This is a genomic window from Archangium minus (assembly GCF_044360475.1).
Classification (GTDB): domain Bacteria; phylum Myxococcota; class Myxococcia; order Myxococcales; family Myxococcaceae; genus Archangium; species Archangium minus.
In genome coordinates, this window is record NZ_CP043494.1 from 7,496,559 (window position 1) to 7,514,795 (window position 18,237).

15 protein-coding genes are annotated in these 18,237 nt (G+C 68.9%); 5 read left to right on the top strand and 10 right to left on the bottom strand.

Annotated features, from left to right (window positions below; genetic code table 11):
• Positions 1–5 precede the first annotated feature (5 nt).
• The 7 genes from F0U60_RS30470 to F0U60_RS30500 form a co-directional block, all read right to left on the bottom strand.
• On the bottom strand, positions 6–1,157 hold the full coding sequence (locus F0U60_RS30470) for a hypothetical protein (protein ID WP_395804937.1): 1,152 nt from the start codon (positions 1,155–1,157) through the stop codon (positions 6–8).
• Positions 1,154–1,924 carry a type III pantothenate kinase gene (locus F0U60_RS30475; protein WP_395804939.1) on the bottom strand — a complete coding sequence of 257 codons (771 nt, stop codon included), beginning with the start codon at positions 1,922–1,924 and terminating at the stop codon, positions 1,154–1,156. Before F0U60_RS30475 ends, F0U60_RS30470 begins: the two co-directional genes overlap by 4 nt.
• A gap of 15 nt (positions 1,925–1,939) precedes the next feature.
• Positions 1,940–2,944, bottom strand: coding sequence for a biotin--[acetyl-CoA-carboxylase] ligase (locus F0U60_RS30480; protein WP_395804941.1), 1,005 nt, complete (start codon positions 2,942–2,944; stop codon positions 1,940–1,942).
• A gap of 106 nt (positions 2,945–3,050) precedes the next feature.
• A complete protein-coding gene (locus F0U60_RS30485) occupies positions 3,051–4,376 on the bottom strand; it encodes a homoserine dehydrogenase (protein WP_395804943.1) in 1,326 nt (441 codons plus the stop codon).
• Positions 4,377–4,394: 18 nt separating this feature from the next.
• Positions 4,395–4,997 carry a hypothetical protein gene (locus tag F0U60_RS30490; RefSeq protein WP_395804945.1) on the bottom strand — a complete coding sequence of 201 codons (603 nt, stop codon included), beginning with the start codon at positions 4,995–4,997 and terminating at the stop codon, positions 4,395–4,397.
• 4 nt (positions 4,998–5,001) lie between these two features.
• A complete protein-coding gene (locus F0U60_RS30495) occupies positions 5,002–5,922 on the bottom strand; it encodes a HEAT repeat domain-containing protein (RefSeq protein ID WP_395804947.1) in 921 nt (306 codons plus the stop codon).
• A 57-nt stretch (positions 5,923–5,979) separates the two neighbouring features.
• Positions 5,980–8,256, bottom strand: a complete 2,277-nt coding sequence (locus tag F0U60_RS30500; protein ID WP_395804949.1) for an HTH domain-containing protein — start codon at positions 8,254–8,256, stop codon at positions 5,980–5,982.
• A gap of 102 nt (positions 8,257–8,358) precedes the next feature.
• On the opposite strand from F0U60_RS30500, the gene F0U60_RS30505 reads away from it, so the two are divergent.
• Complete coding sequence (locus tag F0U60_RS30505; protein ID WP_395804951.1) at positions 8,359–10,548, top strand: PQQ-binding-like beta-propeller repeat protein; 2,190 nt, start codon at positions 8,359–8,361, stop codon at positions 10,546–10,548.
• A gap of 17 nt (positions 10,549–10,565) precedes the next feature.
• Here the strand turns inward: F0U60_RS30505 and F0U60_RS30510 are convergent, their stop codons facing one another.
• Positions 10,566–11,471 carry a hypothetical protein gene (locus tag F0U60_RS30510; RefSeq protein WP_395804953.1) on the bottom strand — a complete coding sequence of 302 codons (906 nt, stop codon included), beginning with the start codon at positions 11,469–11,471 and terminating at the stop codon, positions 10,566–10,568.
• Positions 11,472–11,651: 180 nt separating this feature from the next.
• On the opposite strand from F0U60_RS30510, the gene F0U60_RS30515 reads away from it, so the two are divergent.
• The gene (locus F0U60_RS30515; RefSeq protein ID WP_395804955.1) at positions 11,652–12,560 is read left to right on the top strand and encodes an alpha/beta fold hydrolase; all 909 of its coding nucleotides are present in this window, start codon (positions 11,652–11,654) and stop codon (positions 12,558–12,560) included.
• Between the two features lies 1 nt (position 12,561).
• On the opposite strand, the gene udk is transcribed toward F0U60_RS30515, so the two are convergent.
• The gene (gene udk, locus F0U60_RS30520) at positions 12,562–13,197 is read right to left on the bottom strand and encodes a uridine kinase (RefSeq protein ID WP_395804957.1); all 636 of its coding nucleotides are present in this window, start codon (positions 13,195–13,197) and stop codon (positions 12,562–12,564) included.
• Positions 13,198–13,555: 358 nt separating this feature from the next.
• Here udk and F0U60_RS30525 point away from each other — a divergent pair, with 358 nt between their 5' ends.
• Entirely contained in the window at positions 13,556–14,503 is a 948-nt protein-coding gene (locus F0U60_RS30525) for a hypothetical protein (RefSeq protein WP_395804959.1), read from the top strand.
• A gap of 209 nt (positions 14,504–14,712) precedes the next feature.
• Positions 14,713–15,702 carry a hypothetical protein gene (locus F0U60_RS30530; protein WP_395804961.1) on the top strand — a complete coding sequence of 330 codons (990 nt, stop codon included), beginning with the start codon at positions 14,713–14,715 and terminating at the stop codon, positions 15,700–15,702.
• A 1-nt stretch (position 15,703) separates the two neighbouring features.
• Here F0U60_RS30530 and F0U60_RS30535 read toward each other — a convergent pair whose 3' ends face one another.
• Entirely contained in the window at positions 15,704–17,350 is a 1,647-nt protein-coding gene (locus F0U60_RS30535) for a DUF692 family multinuclear iron-containing protein (protein ID WP_395804963.1), read from the bottom strand.
• A gap of 290 nt (positions 17,351–17,640) precedes the next feature.
• Here F0U60_RS30535 and F0U60_RS30540 point away from each other — a divergent pair, with 290 nt between their 5' ends.
• Positions 17,641–18,087, top strand: coding sequence for a hypothetical protein (locus tag F0U60_RS30540; protein ID WP_395804965.1), 447 nt, complete (start codon positions 17,641–17,643; stop codon positions 18,085–18,087).
• The last annotated feature ends 150 nt before the right edge of the window (positions 18,088–18,237 follow it).

Consider the following 18,237-nt stretch of genomic DNA (forward strand, 5'->3'; position numbering starts at 1 on the left):
GAGCCCTACTTCTCGTCCTTCTTGGGCTCGTTCTTCTTCTCCATCATCTTCTTGGCCATGCCCTGGAGCGCGGACGGGACGTTCTTGTCCCGGCTGAGCTCCTTGATGTCGTTCTCGCGCAGGGTGCTGAGGAACTTCATGCCCACGGAGAGCGGCAGCTTGGGGTTCTTCAGCAGCGCCATCTTGATCTTGTAGTTCTTCGTGAACTCGCGGCTGCTGTAGATGATGCGCAGCACCTCCTCGTTGACGGCCTTGTTGGTGGCGCAGTTGAGGACCTCGCCATCGGTGATGCGGGGGCTGCGGATGACGGCGGTGCAGACGAGCTTGTTGGTGTCACGGATGAGGAGGCCACGCGCCTCCTTGTTGCCCAGCGTCGCGAGCTTGATCTTCTGGGCGATGCTCATCTTCATGACGCGTTGGGTGAGGCTGAGCTTCTTGCCCTCCGGCATGGGGGCGGCGGTCTCCTCCGCCTCCTCCTTCTCCTTGACCAGGTCATCCCCAAACTCCTTGAGGATCTCCTCGGCGGTGGGGCCGGGATCCGGCGGAGCCGCAGCGGCCTGGGGCCCGAACAGGCGGACGCGAGCAGCCTGCACCTGGGGCACGTCCGCGATCGCCGTGCCGCTGCGCACCGCGAAGTCGCAGACGTTGTCGAGCAGTGCTGGGCTGGCGTTGGGGTTGGAGCAGAGCCCGCGCAGGATGTTCTCGTGGCGCAGCACGCGCAGCTGGTTGTGCCCGATGATCTCGCAGATCTTCGCGCTGCAGTCGCGCGCCACCTCGGCCACGGCCTCGTCGGGCGTGGAGGGGTTGAGCACGAGCATCTCCGCGTAGACGTCCTTGGCGCGCAGCAGCGACAGGAACCAGCCCAACACGGGAGGCGAGACGTTCTCGTCACGCAGGCCCGCGGAGAAGCGATCCGGGAGTGCAGCGGCCGTCTTGGCGGCCGTCTCTCGCACGCCTGCGTCCGGGTCGAACGTAAGCATGAAGAGCGCACCGAGCATGTCCGCGGGCGCCAGTGGCACCAGGGCCTTGGCGGCCATCATCCGCAGCGGCGCAGGCGCGGCCGGATCCACATGCTTGCGCATGTTGGGAGGGAGGATTTCGGCGGAGATGGGACAGCCACCGGGGGCCGCGGGAGTGGTCTGGGGAGCAGTGCTCATGACGCGTGATTCCTTCCGTAAATGATGCGCAGGCCCTCGAGCGTGAGGAACTCGTCGACTTCGTGGATGATCTTCGACTCGCTGGCCACCAGGGGCGCCAGGCCGCCCGTGGCCACCACCCGCACCTCGAAGCCGAGCTCCGCCTGGATGCGGGCGCAGATGCCGTCCACCATGCCCACGTAGCCGTAGAAGAGGCCGGACTGGATGGAGTGGACGGTGTTGCGGCCCACCACGTGCGGAGGTCGGGCGAGCTCCACTCGGGGCAGCTTGGAGGCATTCTGGAAAAGCGCCTCCATGGAGATGCCAATGCCAGGGCAGATGGCGCCGCCGAGGTACTCCCCTTTCGGCGTCACAGCGTCCAGGGTGGTGGCGGTACCGAAGTCCACGACGATGAGGCCGCTGCGGTGCCTGTCATAGGCGGCCACCGCGTTGACGATCCGGTCGGCGCCCACCTCGCGCGGGTTGTCGTAGAGGATGGGCATGCCCGTCTTCACACCGGGCCCAACGAACATGGGGCGCGTCTTGAAGTAGCGCTCGCTCATCCGCTCCAGGTTGGACTGCAGCGGCGGCACCACGCTGGAGACAGCCACCGCGTCTACCTGGTCTGGGTTGATGCCACTCGAGAGGAAGAGCTGGCGCAGCAGGATGCCGTACTCATCCGAGGTGCGGCGGGCGCTCGTCTCCAGGCGCCAGTGGTCCAGGAGGCGCTTGCCGTCGTACACCCCAAGAACGGTGTTGGTGTTGCCGACGTCGATGGCGAGAAGCATGGCTCGCCACGCAGTCTAGCGGGGCCGGAGTTGCTCCACATCCCCTGCGAGCACCCTTTCCAACGAGCCCTCCGCCGTCCGCACCAGGAGTGCACCGGACCCGTCGATGTCTTCAGCAACACCACGCAATTCCGACCGGTCGGTACGCACCAGCACCTCTTGACCGAGCGTGGAAGAGAGCTCCTTCCAGCGCTGGCGCACCGGATCGAACCCGACCTCGTGGTGCAGGTCCAACCACTCCTCCAAGCGCCCCCAGAGGGTAGCAGTAAAGAGGGCCCGGTTGACGCGCCGCCCCAGGACCTGGGAGAGCGACGTAGCCGTGGCGGCCACCTCGGGTGGGAAGTCCTCGGGGCCCGCGTTGAGGTTCACGCCGATGCCGAGCACCACGAAGTGCACCCGCTCCGGCTCCGCGGACAGCTCGGTGAGGATGCCCGCCACCTTGCGGCCGCCCAGCTGCACGTCGTTGGGCCACTTGATGCGCGCGTCGGCGTCGGTTTCGCGCAGCGCCTCGGCGAGCGCCACCGCGGCCACCAAGGTCAGCTCAGGGGCTCGCTGGGGCGGCAGCTCCGGCCGAAGGATGACGGAGAAGTACAGGTTGAGCCCGGTCGGCGACACCCACGTGCGACCCCGGCGACCCTTGCCCGCCGTCTGCTGCTCGGTGATGACCACCTCACCGTGCTCTGCGCCGTCCGCGGCCAGCCGGAAGGCGGCCTCGTTGGTGGACGGCAGCGACGGGTGAAAGTGGATGGCCTGCCCAACGTGGTGCGTGGACAACAGCGGCGTCAGCTCCAAGGGCGACAGTCGATCCGGTACGTCCACCAGCCGATAGCCCCGAGCAGGCACGGCATCAATTCGGTAGCCCTTGCCGCGCAGCGACTGCACGTGCTTCCACACCGCGGTGCGCGACAGGCCTAGCTTGGCGGAGAGCGCCTCTCCCGAGGTGTACTCGTCACGCCCGTCCGCCAGGAAGCCGAGGATGAGCTCTTGCTGTGTCTGCTCGGCGTTCTCGGTTACACCCATTCCGCGAACCTCCCTGGAAAAAGGGCTCCCAGGGTAGGGATCGGCGACCCGGCTTTCAACAGCCCCGCCGGGCGAGAGGCTATCGGTTGAGTGCTCGCCTGCCCTCCTACCGACTGGCGAGCAACACCCCCGGGCCCTCTTCAATGCGGATGAGCTGGGTGGGTGCACGTGTGCTGCTCAGCGAGTCAATCCACCGGACCGCGGCGACGACGTCCGCCTCACGCGTCGCGTGGGTGAAGACGACGATGGTGGCGTGGGTGTCCTCGGGGCGAGGAGGACGTTGGAGCACCGAGTTGATGCTCACCCCCTTCTCACCCAGCACGCCGGCAATACGCCCCAGCACGCCGGGCTCGTCGCTGACGGAGAAGCGCAGGTAGACAGGCCCGCGACGCTCCCCAGAGGACAACAGGGGCACGTCCTGCACGTTCGGCCCGACCGGCAGGGGCAGCCGCCCGGACACCCCGGCCAGGAGGTTGCGGCAGGTGTCGATGATGTCGGACACCACCGCACTGCCCGTGGGCAGGTCGCCGGCGCCCCGGCCCGAGTAGAGCGAGGCCCCCAGCGCCGCGGACTGGAGCAGCACCGCGTTGAAGGCGCTGCTCACGTCCGCCAGGGGACTGGCGGCGGGGATGAAGGCCGGGTGCACACGCACATCCAGTCCATCGGAGGCCCGGCGCGCCTGGGCGAGCAGCTTGAGGACATAGCCCGCCTCGCGCCCGTGGGAGATGTCCGTGGGGGTGAGGCTCGTGATTCCCTCCACGAGGATGGACTCGGGAGACACGCGCGCGGAGAAGGCCAGCGAGGCCAGCAGACACAGCTTCTGCGCCGCGTCCATGCCACTCACGTCCAACGTGGGATCCGCCTCCGCGTAGCCGAGCTCCTGCGCCCGCCGGAGCGCGTCCGCGTATGAGGCCCCCTCGCCCGCCATGGCCGAGAGGATGAAGTTGGTGGTGCCGTTGACGATGCCCGTGAGCGACTCCACCCGATCCGAGGCGAGCGCCTCGCGCAGCGTGCGGATGATGGGGATACCGCCGCAGACGGCACCCTCGAAGTGCACGTCCACCCCACGCGCCAACGCCCGCGAGAACAGCGCCTCGCCATGCGTGGACAGCAGCGCCTTGTTCGCCGTCACCACGTGGCGGCCCGAGGCGATGGCCTGCTCGAGGTACTCGCGCGACGGACTCAGCCCGCCCATCACCTCCACAACGACGGACACCTCCGGATCCTCGAGGATGGCCTTCATGTCGTGGGTGATGATCGAAGCGGGCACGTCCTCGGGACGGGACTTGCCTGCGTTGCGCACCAGCACGTGGCGCACACGCACCCGCGCCCCCAGGCGCCGTTCAATGTCCTTCGCGTGGTTGCTGAGGATGCGATACGTCCCCAGCCCCACGTTCCCCAGCCCCAACAGCGCGATGCCGATCTCCTTCATGTGTCCCCTTGCCCGTCGTCAGGTGCCCGAGTCCTGAAGCTTATAGGATGCCAGCTCCAGCCACGTCTGCGGCACGCGCTCGCCGTTGCTCTTTTCGGCGGACACCTCCACGCGCACCAGCCCCACGCCCTCGGCGAAGGTGAGCGCGTTCACCAGCGTGGTGGTCGCGTCCACACGGTTGCGCGCCTCCACCCGCACGCAGTGCGCGAAGGAGCCGGCGGGTGCCTCGCAGGGCACTCCCGACTGGAGGATGCGGTAGCGCTCGGTGGAGGAGACGGACACCACGTTCGTCCACTCGTTGCCCGCAGCGAGCGGCCCGCGCAGCAGGTAGCGCTTGCGATCGCGAATGCCGAAGCCGTCTACAGACAGCTGGCCTCCCTGGTTGTCATGGAAGTACCCGTCCTCTTCCTTGAGCACCTCCACGTCCACGGTCTTGTCCGCGCGGCCGTTGACTCGGTACGTCCACCGGTTGCCCACCGCCAGCGGGTAGTACGCGGCCAGGGACGTGGAGGGGCGAGACTCGGACTCGGCGGCCACCTGCTGCCGACCCGCACATGCGGCCAGCTCCATCACCAGCGCGGCCCCAAGGCCCACGCGAACGACAACAGACGAAAGCTTCATGTTTTCAGTGTTCCGCGCGGTCCTTGCCGCGCGCCTCCGGACTGGCGAGCTTGTGTGCTGCGTAGAGCGTGTCGAGCGCCTGCTGGGCGGCGGCCTGGACGTCGGGTTGATCGTGCCCCTGCGCCACGGTGAAGAGGTACGCCTCGGCCTCAGTCCCACCGAGCTCCCCGATGGCGAAGACAACCTCCTGCACGAAGCCAATCTCCCGGTCCTTCACCAGCTCGATGAGCGCGGGAACGGCGCCCCGTGCCTTCATCTCCACCAGCGCCCCCATGGCCTGGCGCACCACCTGGGGATCCTCGTCCTGGAGCTGGCGGATGAGCAGCGGCGCCGCCGCGGGATTGCGCCGCTCGGCGAGCACGCGCAGCGCGAACTCGCGGATCCGCTCATCTTGAGACTGCAAATCCTGGAGCAGCGCCGCGTCCTCCCGGTCCGCCGCCATCATCTGGAGCTCGGCGGCCTCAGCCACCTGGGCGAGCGCCCGCCGCAGGGCCTCGCGCAGGGCCTTGCGCCGTGCCTCGGCGTCCTTCGCCTCCACCCGCACCTCGCCCAGGCCCACCACCTGGTAGCGCTGGTCACCTTCCGCGCCCCGCCGCTCCAGCGCCAAGGTGGCGCCCACCTCGGCGAAGGAGTACGAGCTGCCGTCCCGGAGTGCCTCGCGGGTAAAGGGCAGCTCGAGCGTGAAGGACCAGGAGCCCTTCACGCGCTTCGCCTTGTCGTCCTCCTCGAGCAAGTCGAAGTGGCGGCGAGCGCGCAGGGTGTCGGCGAAGAGTGCCTGGACGTCCGACGGAGCCCAGCCGAGCAGGCCGTTGTCGACCACCGTCGCGCCCTTCAGCGAGACCTGCTCCACCGGGAAGCGCGGCTCCCGCGAGCGGCAGGCGCCGAGCATCAATGCCACAAGGGTCACGAGCAGGCCGGGCTTCATACCGGCCTACCCTAACCCAGTCTCGCGCTCCCCTCACCCATGGAGAGCGCGAGGACGTCAGGTCGTCCCGCCTTCCGGCGAGCCGCCCCCTGAGGGAGCAGGCCCACTGGAGGCTCCCGACTCCGGCTCCGAGGGAGTACGGGCCCCCTCGGCGGCGGACTCGGCGTGCTGGGCGGCCGCCCGGGCATACTCCTCCGCGGCGGTGCGCTGGGCCTCGGCCGGAGCGGCGCTCTCAACACTCGGGAAAGGCGTCTGCCACTCGGCGGCCGTCCGGGTCGTCTCGCCTGGAGTGGCGAGCCCCTCGGAGGGCGCAGCCTCGGCAACCGGAGCGGACTCGGCGGGCACGGAGGTCCCGGCGGGGGTGGCCTCAGCCGTCGGAGGAGACCCCTCGGCGCTGGTGACGGTCACCTCGGCTTGGGTCACAGACTCCTCTGTGGTGGTGACGGACACCTCGGCGGACGTCACCGCGGCGGCAGTGATGGCCCCCTCGGCAGCCCCACCGGCCTCACCTGGCGTGCCTGGAGCGCCCTCGGCACCCCGGCCACCCCGACCGCGACGGCCCCGGCGGCGACGGCGGCGGCGCTTGCGCTCACCCGCGGCAGCGCCCTCACCCGGAGCACCCCCCTCGGCCTGGCCGCCGACGAAGGCGCTCGCGGCCTCCAGATCGTCGTCCTCGCCCTCGTCGTCACCCTCCTCGCCCTGCTCGTCCTCGGACAGCGCCGCGGGCGCGATGGCCTCGGTGGGCGCGACGGCGACCGCTCCGGGCTCCCCGGCGGCGGCCTCACCCGGCTGTGCGCTCTGAGCGGCCTGCCGCTCCTGCCTCTCGCGGCGGCGCTCCTCACGACGCTGCTCCCGCTCGCGCTGGCGCTCCTCGCGGCGCTCCTCGCGTCGCTGACGCTTCTGGGCGTCCTCTTCACTCTCCTCGGCGGGCGCGGCGGCACGCGGAGACTCCGTCTCCTCGCCAGCCTCCTCACCCTCCTCGGAGCGGGCCTGCTTCTCGCGCTGGCGCTCCTCGCGGCGCTTCTGGGCCTCCTCGGCCTCGAGCTTCGCCACCTCGAAGAAGCGCTCGTCCACGTCGTACAGCTCCACCGTGGTGACGCTCACCGCGGCCTTGGCCTCGAGGAACTTCTCGCCGAGCGCGTCACCGCACCACAGCATCACCAGCGAGCCGGTCGCCTGGGCTTCGGTGCGCGCATCGCCCCGCACGTCCCCGGCGCACGCCAGCAAGCCCACCTGGGCCGAGTAGTGGCCGAGGTCCTTGCGCAGCTCCTGCACCGTCTTGCGATCCAACGACGGCGTGCCCTTGAGCATGCGGATGGCGTAGCGCAGCTCCACGCTGCCCTCGCGCTTGCGGGCGGTGAGCAGCGGGCCTTCCTTGGAGCGCTTGGCCACCTTCAGCTCGCGGAAGCCCAGCGCGTGCATCATCTTCACGACGGACTTCTCGAAGGTGCCCACGTCCAGCTCGCCCAGGCGCTTGCGCAGCGCCCGCGCCACGGCCTTGCGCGCGTCCTTCACCGCTGCGCGAGCCGTCGTCAGCAGCGCGGCATCGGCCTGGGCCTCGGGAGTCGCGGCGACAGCGGCGCCCGTCCTCGGCAGCACCGGACGTCCGTCCTCCAGCGGAATCCCCAGCGCGGCGGCGAACGCGGCCTGCAGCTCCAGCGGCGGCGCCTCGCTCGGCGAACCGGCGCGCTCCAGCGACACCGCCCCCGTCTCTCGCGAGAAGGAGAACTGCGGACGGCGGCCCGCGTCGATGCGGCGCTGGTTGTCCTCCAGCAGCGCGGTGAGCAGCAGCTCCACCGTGGTGTCCTCGGCCGCCAGCTCCTTGGAGCGCGCATGCTCGAGGATCTGATCCGGACGCAGCGACTGCTCGGTCTCGCTGAGAATCTCGAACACCACCTCCGGCATGGGCGGGAAGCGGCGACGGCGACCTCCACGGCCTGCCTCCTCCTCGTCCTCGCGGCGGCGCTTGCGCTCACTGCCACGACCGGCCACTCGCACGTTGTCCGTGCGCGGATCCGGGTGACGCTCGGCCGGCCGCAGGGGTGGCAAACTCTCCTCTGGATGCGCCTCCATCACCCCCGTCAGCGCCAACGCCTCGGCATCCTCCGGCAACGCCCAATCGGCGAGAGCGAAGGTATCCTTGGCGGTGACAACCACCTTGCGATCGCGCGTCCGGCGGGCCATCGCCGCGAGCCGCGACAACATCGTCAGCTCGGGCGTCTTACCCACGTGGGACAGCAGGTTCTGGGCGATCGACTTCTCGGTGATCTCGAGGAAGGTGAGGGGACGACCTTCGCTCTCCAGCACACGGAGAGCGGCCTCATAAAAAGTCATCGGCGATTCCCCAACAAATTCAAACGGTTACAAAAATGTAGGTCCGTATAGGCGGCGGATGCTAGCCATCGCTATTCTGGCTTGTCAACGAATGGGGAAGGGATGATCCGCTTTCGCATCGGACATCGGTGGAAGCGCGAACCCGCGGACCCACCGCACGATTCCGTCGCACTGGAACTGGACGGGGTGAATCTGCTGCCGGGCGCGGTGGAAGAATCGCTCGTGGAGACGGTGCCGGCGCTGGTGGAGGCCGTGGCCGCATTGCACTCGGGCGGACGGCGCCTGGCCCAGGTGTCGCTGCCGGAGGCGCACCTGGAGCTGGTGCTGCGACGTTCAGGAGCGGACATCGAGCTCCAGGTCGCGAGCCTCTCTCGGCCGGCCCGACTGCTGCGCCCACCGCTTCGGCTGGACAGCGAGGAGCTCGCGGAGGCGGCCCTGGAGTGCGGCCGAGCCTTCCGGGAGGACGTGGCCCGCGTGGCCCCTCGCAGGCTGACTGAGCCCTACCGGCAGGTGCTCGAGCGGGCGCTGGAGCAACTGGAGGAGCCCGCCCACTACCGGGAAGAGCTGCGTCCCGAGCCCTTTACCCGGCGGGTGGCGCCCCCTGCCCTGCCCGGCTTCGGCTTCGCGCTGGACGACACGGACGACGTGCTGCGTCGCTCGGCGAGGGAGAAGGGGCCGGCGCTGGCGTCGCTGCTGTGCCCGGGAGAGGTGTGGCTGGCGCTGCCGGAGCGCCCTGTGGCCTGGCGTGCACCGGGGCCGCCCTTCCTCACCGCGCTGGAGCTGGCCCGGCAGGCGGCGGACCTCGCACGGGCCGTGGAGCTGGGCGAGCCGCGCTACAGCTTCGAGCCCGCAGGGATCCGTCCGGAGGTGTCGCTGGACCTGAAGGCGGGCGAGGCGCGACTGGGCGGGACCACCCTCCCCCTCCAGGGAGAGGCGCTGGTGGCGGCCATGTACCACCTGGGCCAGGCCCTGGCGGTGGCCCTGTCTGAGCGCGAGCGCTCCCTGGCGAGCAACCCCTACCTGGTGGAGCTGACGGAGCGCTGCCGGGAGGGACTCTCGCACCTGCGCGGGGCGGTGCAGCCCCCCGAGCAGGGCGCGGCCGTGGTGCCGGCGAGGACGGCGCTGTCGTCTGGAGCCTCGCGCCCGTTGAAGGTGCCGGGACGTCTGCGGCGCCTGCGCTTCGAGAACCTGTGGGAGCAGCGCAAGCTGGCGGCCGCGGATGAGGGCCGGCTCATGATGGGGCGCCAGTCGCTGGTGTACTCGTCACCGCAGATGGCCTGCGCCTTCGATCGTAAGACGGGCAAGCAGCTCTGGCGGAGGGCAGCGACGCATGGGGTGGCGGCCTCGGTGGACGGCTACAGCCTCGCGGCGAGCGCCGTGCGCGTCTGCGGCTTCCAGGGAAAGGGCGCCGGAGCCCGCTGGCTGCACGACCATGACGGCCTGCGCATCGGCCCGACGCTGCTGAGGCAAGACGGCCTCCTGCTCACCCTGTCCGATGACCGGACGGCCCTCGCCTTCAACGAGGTGACGGGCCGGGAGATGTGGCGCCTGGCACCTCCGCGCACGCGGCGCAGCCACCTGGCCCTCCAGGCCCACCGCGCCCTGCTGGCGACGGACTCGGGCTACCTCTACGGGTTGGACCTGACAGACGGACAGGTGCGCTTCCGGGTGAGCGCGACCCTGCCCTTCCTGGGTCCTCCGGTGCCTTGGGGTCGGCGCTTCGTGGCCACGCTGGGCCAAGGCTCGCACTTCGCGCTGCTGCTGTCGGACGCGCACACCGGGGAGTCCGCCTGGACGTTCGAGATGTCGCTCGCGCTGCCCTCGGTCCCTCTGCCGAGCGGGAAGCGGCTGTACATCGCCGGGGAGCTCGAGGGCGAAGGCGTGCTGCTGTGCATCGACTCGAGCGGACAGACGCGGTGGCAGCGCGTACTGCACCTGGGACCTGGTCCGTTCGCACTGGCGCGACTGCCCGGCGCGGTGCTGGTGACATCAGCGCTGGGCGCGGCCGCGCGGCTGAACGAGGACGGCGAGGTGGATTGGCGCGTGGGCGCGGCGGGCGAGCAGCTCTCCCGAGCCCTTCAGCCCATCATCTCGCGCGGCGTGGTGTTGGTGCCGGGCGAGCGCGTGCGCGCGGTGGATCCCCACAGCGGCCACGTGCTCGCGGAGGTGCGAGCGGGCGCGGGCCTCATGGCGATGCAGGCCGATGCCCAGCTCAACCTCTACTTCCTGGACGAGCTCGGCACGCTCTCGGCATACCGGCTCGGCTCCCACTTCGCGGTGGTGGGCGGCTGAGCCCACCCCGCGGTCGCCTACTTCTTCTCCGCCTTCGAGGGATCAATCTCCTCCTCGGAGCGCTCGGTGACCTCGGCGCCCTCCCACGTCTGGCCCTCGCCGAGCCGCCACTCGGAGGGCACGTCCAGCTTCCACACGTAGGTGGCGGCCACGTCGCTGCCCGAGTTCGTGCGCGAGTTCACGTTGAAGGTGATCTCCATCTTCTTCACCTCGCTGGGCACCAGGTCCATGTCGTAGTGGCCCAGAACCATCTGCGGGGGGAACTCGGCGATGAAGCGCTCGGGGAAGTCGACCTTCATGGACGGATCGTCACCGTCCATCTCGCCGATGAGCTTTCCGCGCTCGTCGGTGAGCTTCCACTTCGTCTTGAAGGAGGCACTGGTGACCATCTTCTTCACCTTGCCGTCCGAGCGCTCCTCGCGCTGGGCGCCCCAGAGCACGAGCTGCAGGCGAACCTGCGGCTTGTTGAGCACCGTCACCACGTCCGAGGAGAGCACGTCCAGGCGCATGCCCTTGTCCGTGGCGCTCCACTGCGGCTTGTAGGTGCCCTCGCGCATCTGGTCGAACACCTTGCGCGTGTACTCGTAGAAGGCCTTCTTGTCCTGGGCCCGCTCTTCCTTGTCGCCGCGCTTCTCCAGCTCGGCCAGGTACTCGTCGAACTCCTTGCCCAGGTTGTAGCGGTTGCGGTGCGAGGTGACCTGCTCGAAGTACGTCCTGAAGAAGGAGGGGAGCTCCTGCCGGTATGCGGCCTCGTCAGGGTTGGTGCGAATCCACCCCACGCGCTCCAGGTAGTCCTTCTGGATGCGCGTGAAGTCCGCCTCACGCTGGGCCTCCTGCGCCCGGGCGCTCGCAGCGCGGTAGGTCGTCACCGCGGCGAAGAAGATGCCGGCGATGACAACGATGAGTCCGAAATAACGCTTCACGCGGAGATGCTCCTCTCTCTAGGAATGACGGCTGTAGTGATATGAGACCTCCTTCGCGTGTACCAGACCACTGGCAGCCACACGTTACCGGTTGCACTCCCTCTGGAGGAGGGCGGCCTTCTGGGCGGTGCCCAGGTTGCCTGGTGTGCATACGGTGAGCGCTCAGACGACAATGTTGCGGTGCTGCTGCACGACCTCGCGTCGTCGCACCACGCGTTAGGGCCCGAAGAGGCGTCCGCTTTCCGACCCTCGGGTTGGGGCACGGAGCTCATCGGCGAGGGCCGGCCGTTGGACACGACCACGCTGCATGTGGTGGTGCCCAACCTGCTGGGCAGCCCCTTTGGCTCAACGTCACCGGTGACGATGGATGCGCGGGCGGGGCGGCCCTACGGCGCGGCGCTGCCCACGGTGACGGTGATGGACATGGCGCGCGCGGTGGCGGCGATGCTGCGCGGGATGAAGGTGGAGCACACGAGGGCGCTGGTGGGCGTGGGGCTCGGAGGGCTGGTGGCACTCCAGCTCGCGGCGCTCTTTCCGGAGCAGGTGTCGGCGGTGGCGGTGCTGGGCGCGGCGAGGGCCCTGCCAGAGACCCTGCGCGAGCGGCTGGGCCTCACGCGGCACCTGCTGCGGTTGGATCCAGACTTTCGCGAGGGCCACTACGCTCCGGGCCAGGGCCCCCGGCGCACGCTGCGCAAGCAGTACCTGGAGTACCTGCGGCTGGTGCACGGCCCCGAGGTCTTGAGCACCGCGCACCCGGAACCCGGCGCCGCCGAGCAGGCGCTGGAGGCCGAGGCCGACGCCTTCGCGGAGACCTTCGACGCGAACGCCTGGGCGCTGCTGTGCACGGCCTACGTGGGAGGAGACGTCACCGAGAGCCTGTCGAAGATCCGAGCCCCCGTGTTGCTGGTGGCGGGCGCGAATGACTCGCTGGCGCCGCCTTCGCGGGTACGGGACACGTATCACCTGCTCAGCGCGGCGGGCGTGCGCACCCACTACCACGAGCTCCCCTCCTGCGGTCACTCGGGCCTGCTGACGCAGTCAAGGCGGCTGCACGGCCCCCTGCGGGACTTCCTGCGCCGCCGGGGCTGAATCACCGCTGCATGTTGGACGGGTGCAACCTGGCGCGCAGGGCCCCCACGATCATGCCGATGGCGATGTCGTTGTTGCCGCCGTGGGGGACGATGATGTCGGCGTGGTGCTTGGAGGGCTCAACGAAGCCCATGTGCATGGGGCGCACGTGGCGCAGGTACTGGCTGACCACCCGATCGAAGTCGAACCCGCGCTCGTGGATGTCGCGCTCGAGCCGGCGGAGGATCCGCAGATCGTCATCGGTGTCCACGTAGATGCGCACGTTCATCTCGTCACGCACGGCCTTCATGTGCAGCACGAGGATGCCCTCGATGAGGATCATGTCCCCGGGATCCACGCGCACCGTGTGCTTCTGCCGGGTGCAGGTGACGAAGTCGTAGACCGGCTTCTGGATGGGCCGGCCCGCCTTCAGCTCACGCAGGTGCTCGATGAGCAGCTCCGTGTCGAAGGCGTCCGGGTGATCGAAGTTGACCTCGCGGCGCTCAGCGAGCGGCAGGTCCGACAGGTCCGAGTAGTAGGAGTCCTGGTCGACGAAGGCCACGCGACAGTCGGCGAGCGCATCGCGGACCTTTCGGGCGACCGTCGTCTTGCCGGAGGCGGTACCACCGGCGATGCCAACGACGAGGGGTGACGACATGTGCGCGAACTACCGCAAGTGGTGAGGCGCGCGCAAGGCTCCGTCTAAAACCCGACAGTGCCTGAAAACTGCTCCCTACCCCGACCGCCGGGCCGCAAGAGCCCTCGAGGGCAGTGGGCCGGGTGCAACCCAGAAAAGCGTCCACTTGAGGGCGTGGCAGCTCCGGAATGTCCACCGAGCCACGCTTCCTCCGTCAACTCCGAGACACCTCATTCGCTTCCCGGTTCTTCCACCCTTCCAGTTACAGCTGGGTTAACTGAATTCACCTAGAGCCCCGGGTCCACCAGCGAGTGCGGACCTGGTCCCCCCTAGACAAGGAACATCCATGCAACACCGAATGGCCAGCAAACTCCCTCTCATGAAATGCCTTCAGGCTGCCCCCCCGCTCCTGAGCGCACTCCTCCTGCTCTCCTTCGCGAGCGCCTGCGGCTCGGTGGAGTCACCCTCGGAGGCCCAGAAGCCGGCAGCCCAAGCCCAAGCCCAGCAGCACGAGCTCGATGCATTCCTCTCGTCCCCCAACGGCCTGGCCTTCAATGGGCTCGCCTTCAATGGCCTGGCCTTCAACGGGCTCGCCTTCAACGGCCTGGCCTTCAATGGCCTGACCTCCGCCGAGTTCTCCTCCTGGTTCCAGACGGATCCGGAGCTCGGCGACATGGTCATGAAGTACCTCGTGCAGTGCGCTGTTCCCGCGGGGCAGACGCGCAGCTACACCGAGCCGGACACGGGCCTCACCCACACCTGGACAGGGAACCTGGGACTGGCGCCGGGCTGGGCCAAGGGCGCGCCGGCCTCGCTGGAGGAACAACAGCTCATCTCCGCGTGCCTGGCGGCCCACACCAACAAGTACGGCCTCCATGTCCCCCTCTCCGTGCTGGGGCCGACCGCTTCGGGAACGCACATTCCCTACTCCGCTGAGGAGCTCGCGAGCTTCCCCGAGAAGGAGGGCTGCTTCTTCGGCAACCTCTTCACCGACGAGGGCGTCTTCGTCGGCAGCGATGGGCGGCCTCTCCATAGAACGGAAAGCAGCACGCGTGCCTGCGCCCTCTCGAGCCCCCTCGACAAGGAGAGCCAGCCCTGCCTGCCCATCGTCCGTGTCGACCCCTTGTGCGACCGGTTCTGCGAGAAGGACGCGACCCGGACGTTCTACGTGCGGTGCACCTACAACGGCATCTCCTACCGACCTGTCACCACACGGATCAGCCGGGAGGACATCTTCGTGTGTGGCGACGGCGTGTGTCAGAGCACCGAGTCGTGCGGCACGGGCACCACCCCGAACAACTGCGCGGACTGCGGCTCCTGCCCCTGAGGAACAGCTGCTCCATTGAGTAGTTCACGGTTCTCGTGTTGCTCCCCCGACAACTTCAGCACAAACCGTATGAGCTGCCATTTTCACTTACAGTCAAACGGTTAATCTGCAGTTGGAGCAGATCTTCCTCGCCCGCCCACCCATGAGGCTCCCCGGGGCCGCGCACCCCATGCGCGCCCGGTCGCCACCTCATTCGCAGGGGGGAAGACATGAAAACCGGCTCGATCGAGGTCTCTCGTCGTCAGGTTCTCCATGTGGGGCATGTGGGTGTCATGCTCCTGCTGGTGGCGGCCAGCGCCTGCGGTCCGGCGGAAGGCCCCTTCGAGTCCGAGGCCGCATTCGTCCAGGCTCAGGAGTTGGTGGTGGACGGCGACATCGCCCGCCTGGGCCTGTCGCTCAATGGCCTGTCGCTCAACGGCCTGTCGCTCAACGGCTTGTCCCTCAACGGCTTGTCCCTCAACGGCCTGTCCCTCGACGGCCTCTCCAGCCCTGAGTTCGACGCCTGGTTCCAGACGGACCCGGAGCTCGGCGACATGGTCATGAAGTACGTCGTCGCCTGCGCCGCGCCCTCCGGCGTGAGCCGGACCTATACGTCCTCCTCCACGGGGGTGACGTATGTGTGGAAGGGCAACCTGGGCCTCGCGCCGGATTGGACCAACGGCGAGCCCGCGACCCTGACCGAGCAACGGCTCGTCTCGGCCTGCCTGGGGGCCCACGCCTCGAAGTACCACGACGTCCACATCCCCCTCTCCGTGCTGGGACTGCGCGCCACGGGAACCCCCATCCCGGTTACCCCCGAGGAGCTCCAGCAGTTCCCGGAGAAGGAGGCCTGCTTCTTCGGCAACCTCTTCACCGACGAGGGCATTTTCGTCGGCAACGATGGGCGCCCGCTCAACAACGCGGAGAGCACCGCGCGCGCCTGCGCCCTCTCCTCCCACGGGAACGGGAAGAACCAGGAGTGCCTGCCGCTCGTCCGCGTCAAACGGGACTGCGCGAAGTTCTGCACCCTGGATGCCTCGCGGACGTTCTACGTGTCCTGCACCTACAACGGCATCACGTACCCGGTCATCACCACGCGGCTGCGCGCCGCGGACATCTACACCTGCGGAGACGGCGTGTGCCAGTTCACCGAGAAGCCCGGCAGGGGCACCACGGCCGACAGCTGCGCCAGGGACTGCGGCACCTGCTCCTCGCGTTGACTCAGCCTCGCCGGAGCAGGCCGAGTGCCCGTCCCTCGGCTAGCACCGGAGCGGGGACCTCCTCGACGACCCGGGGCCCCTTCGCGAGCGAGCGCAGCAGCTCCAGCACCGACGGGGAGACCGTCAGGACCTCCAACCCCCGACCCTTGCGCCGCACGACGAAGTTCCACGGGCCCGGAGCCGGACGCCGAGCCACCTGCGCGAGCGCCTCCAGGCCACTCACGTCCAGCACCTCGCACGCCCAGGCGCGCCCCGTGAGGTGGCGGCGCAGGGACTTCGCGGCGAAAACGAGCTCGGTGAGCTCCACCGGGAAGGTGCCCACACGCACGTCCTCGGACAGCCCCACCTGACCGGGCCCAGGCGCGGGAGGTGGCCGCATCATGAAGCTGTTGGGCAGGAACGTCTCGAACGTGACCGCCGCCGCCAGGCCTTCGTCTGGATGCTCGCGCAGACGGCGTCGGGTCCAGGCCGCGAAGGCGTGCCCCGGAGAGCGGCCCAGGCCCTCGAAGAGCTCACGAAACTCCTTCGAGGCCGTGAAGGCGCGTAGGTCCTCCCGCGTGCCCGCGAGCAGCAGCCGGGAGATGGGCCAGTCCCGATCCAGCGCCTCGGCCACCACCGCGAGGCGGAAGTCTGTCTCCGCTCGGGCGCCCTCCACGTCCCCACCGGACTCCTGCTTCGCGCCATACCCCGTCTCGAAGAGGGCCCAGGGCTCGCTCTCGCGGGTGAGGGCTGGCGCGTCGCGCGTCACGGGAGTGAGCGTGAGCGGAGGCCGGGGCGTCGCGGGCACCAGCTGGCGCAGACGGCGCAGCGTGAGGAGGGCCACCTCGTCTGGGTGTCCGTCTCCCTCGAAGGTGACGGCGCGCAGCGAGGTGCAGCGTGGCAGCAGCGACTCCAACAGCCCGAAGAGCTCCTCGCGCACGGGCTGGGTGTGATCATCCACGTAGTAGCCCCGCCCGCTCCGCCGGGTGATGACACCTCCGGCGATGTGGAGCTCGATGACCTTGTCCCACGGGAAGCCCTCCAGCCCCGCATCCAGCGGGAGCCCGGCGGCGAGCTGGTAGCTGAACAGGTGCCCCAGATCGATCAGCATCGGCAGACCGGTGCGCTCGTGCACACGGGCCATGAAGTCGAGCACGTGCAGCTCGCCGCGCTTCGCGAAGGCGGCGGGGTTCTCCAGCGCGAGCGGGACGGACAGGTGCGACTGGACATGGAGCGCGTGCGCCACGCAGTCCCGGATGCCGGCCTCGGTGAAGGGCGGCGTGAAGTAGAGGTAGCCCGGGAACGGCTGCCCTCCCGAGTGCCACCAGCCAATGTCGTTGCCCACCCAGGCGCTGCCCACGGCGCGCGCGTGCGCATCCAGGTCCTCGAGCGCCTTCACGGACTCGAGCTCGGGCCCGTAGAGGTTGAGGTGCACGGGGTGGAAGAGCACCGGCACGTCCTGGCGACGCTCCCACATCCGGGGGAAGAGCGAGGCGTGCTCCCGCGTCTCGTCGAGCGACAGCGGCGCGCTGTACTCCACGAAATCGAAGAGGCCAGGAAATCCGGCGAGCAACCGGTAGGGGTGGGGTTGATCCGCCGCGTCGAGGTTGCTGCTGAGGCCCAGTCCCCGCCAGGGGAGCGTCCAGGCCGAGGCTTCAGAAGGGCTCATGGGGCGTCAACCCTACAGCGAGCACGGCACATTCTCTGTATCCGAATGCGGAGGGAGGTGCGCGCCTCGAGCAGGATTTCCCCGGGAAGCCGGAAGTCTGAATGGCCGACGTGGTGGGCTCGCCCGCTCGCAACCCCTCCCAGCTACGGGACGACCTCTTCCTCGAACGACGGAGCCCCCGTGCTGGCACCGATGACGTATGCTTCTCGCCTCCACCCTTGCCTTGCGTACGGCACAGTCCGGGAAGCTGTCTCTTGCTTCCGATTTCCGGCTGCCATAACTCGCCCGCCATGCTCGCTCATTCGGTCGTGAATGGAACCAGGACCTGGACCACCCCGAACGGGGAGCTGCGGCTGTGGCAGCCGGCTCCACACGTCATCGTCACGCGCTTCCAGGGGGCCATGTACGACGCCCACCTGGCGCACCTCGCGATGACGACCATCGAGGGCATCATCTCGTCCCAGGCGAAGATGGACATCTTCCATGACTGGGAGGAGATGGAGCTCTACGCGACCGAGGCGAGGACCATCATGACGGAGCGAGCGGTCCCGATGGGGCCGAAGATCAACTCGCTCAGCGTGCTGTTCGGCTCGAAGGTCGTGCTGATGGGGGTGTCGCTGGCCAGCCTCAAGCTGGGCGGCATCCAGACGTTCAGGAACCGGGAGGAGTTCGAGCAGTCCGTGCGTCAGGCCGCGGAGTCTCGACCCGGCACGTTCAAGGTGACCCTCAACGCCTGACGAGGACCCGTGGATGTCCCCTCTCCCTCTGGGAGAGGGCTAGGGTGAGGGTATGCCACCCTGTGTGGTTTTCCCTGTGTGACCCGAAAGGGGAACGGAGGGACACGAGGGCTCCTCGAAGGGAGCACCGTCCGCGAACGCGGTGACGAC

Coding starts and splice junctions, on each gene's coding strand:
- F0U60_RS30470 (WP_395804937.1), bottom strand. CDS start 1,157: ATGAGCACTGCTCCCCAGACCACTCCCGCGGCCCCCGGTGGCTGTCCC.
- F0U60_RS30475 (WP_395804939.1), bottom strand. CDS start 1,924: ATGCTTCTCGCCATCGACGTCGGCAACACCAACACCGTTCTTGGGGTG.
- F0U60_RS30480 (WP_395804941.1), bottom strand. CDS start 2,944: ATGGGTGTAACCGAGAACGCCGAGCAGACACAGCAAGAGCTCATCCTC.
- F0U60_RS30485 (WP_395804943.1), bottom strand. CDS start 4,376: ATGAAGGAGATCGGCATCGCGCTGTTGGGGCTGGGGAACGTGGGGCTG.
- F0U60_RS30490 (WP_395804945.1), bottom strand. CDS start 4,997: ATGAAGCTTTCGTCTGTTGTCGTTCGCGTGGGCCTTGGGGCCGCGCTG.
- F0U60_RS30495 (WP_395804947.1), bottom strand. CDS start 5,922: ATGAAGCCCGGCCTGCTCGTGACCCTTGTGGCATTGATGCTCGGCGCC.
- F0U60_RS30500 (WP_395804949.1), bottom strand. CDS start 8,256: ATGACTTTTTATGAGGCCGCTCTCCGTGTGCTGGAGAGCGAAGGTCGT.
- F0U60_RS30505 (WP_395804951.1), top strand. CDS start 8,359: ATGATCCGCTTTCGCATCGGACATCGGTGGAAGCGCGAACCCGCGGAC.
- udk (WP_395804957.1), bottom strand. CDS start 13,197: ATGTCGTCACCCCTCGTCGTTGGCATCGCCGGTGGTACCGCCTCCGGC.
- F0U60_RS30525 (WP_395804959.1), top strand. CDS start 13,556: ATGAAATGCCTTCAGGCTGCCCCCCCGCTCCTGAGCGCACTCCTCCTG.
- F0U60_RS30530 (WP_395804961.1), top strand. CDS start 14,713: ATGAAAACCGGCTCGATCGAGGTCTCTCGTCGTCAGGTTCTCCATGTG.
- F0U60_RS30535 (WP_395804963.1), bottom strand. CDS start 17,350: ATGAGCCCTTCTGAAGCCTCGGCCTGGACGCTCCCCTGGCGGGGACTG.
- F0U60_RS30540 (WP_395804965.1), top strand. CDS start 17,641: ATGCTCGCTCATTCGGTCGTGAATGGAACCAGGACCTGGACCACCCCG.